At 66.2% G+C, this 568-nt stretch carries 1 protein-coding gene; it reads left to right on the top strand.

Annotated features, from left to right (window positions below):
* Nucleotides 1-256 precede the first annotated feature (256 nt).
* The coding region (locus AB0C16_RS40310) for a KR domain-containing protein (RefSeq protein WP_357691448.1) at nucleotides 257-568 on the top strand (312 nt) is incomplete at its 3' end.

Here is a 568-nt window from a genome sequence, read left to right as displayed (position 1 = left end):
GTTGGTGCGGGCGGCGCAGGAGGAGTTTCCGGGTCGGGTGGTGTTGGTTGACAGTGATGGGTCGGTGGAGTCGGAGTCGTTGTTGGGTGGGGTGGTGGGGTGGGGGGAGTCGGAGGTTGCGTTGCGGGGTGGGCGGGTGTTTGTGCCTCGTTTGGTTCGGGTTGCGGTTTCGGCGGTTTCGTCGCCTGACGCCCCGGCGCCTGGTGTTTCAGCGTCCGGTGTTTCGGCGTCCGGTGTTTCAGCGTCGGGTGCCTCAATGTCCGGTGTTTCAGTGTCGGGTGTTTCAGTGTCGGGTGTTTCAGCGTCTGGTGTTTTGAGGTCCGAGGGGGTCTTCGACGGTGGGTCGGCCAATGGTGGGTCGGCCAATGGTGGGTCGGCCGGTGGTGGGTCGGCCGGTGGTGGGGTGGTGTGGGGGTCGGGGACGGTGTTGGTGACGGGGGGGACGGGTGGTTTGGGGGGGTTGGTTGCGCGGCATTTGGTGCGGGTGCATGGGGTGCGGAGTTTGGTGTTGGACAGCAGGTCGTCGACGAACTTCCGGTGGCCCGGCGGGATCATCGTCTGGAGGCGG

It is taken from the genome of Nonomuraea sp. NPDC048916 (assembly GCF_040649575.1).
In the GTDB taxonomy this organism is placed as follows: domain Bacteria; phylum Actinomycetota; class Actinomycetes; order Streptosporangiales; family Streptosporangiaceae; genus Nonomuraea.
This window is presented reverse-complemented; position numbering and strand designations above follow the sequence as displayed.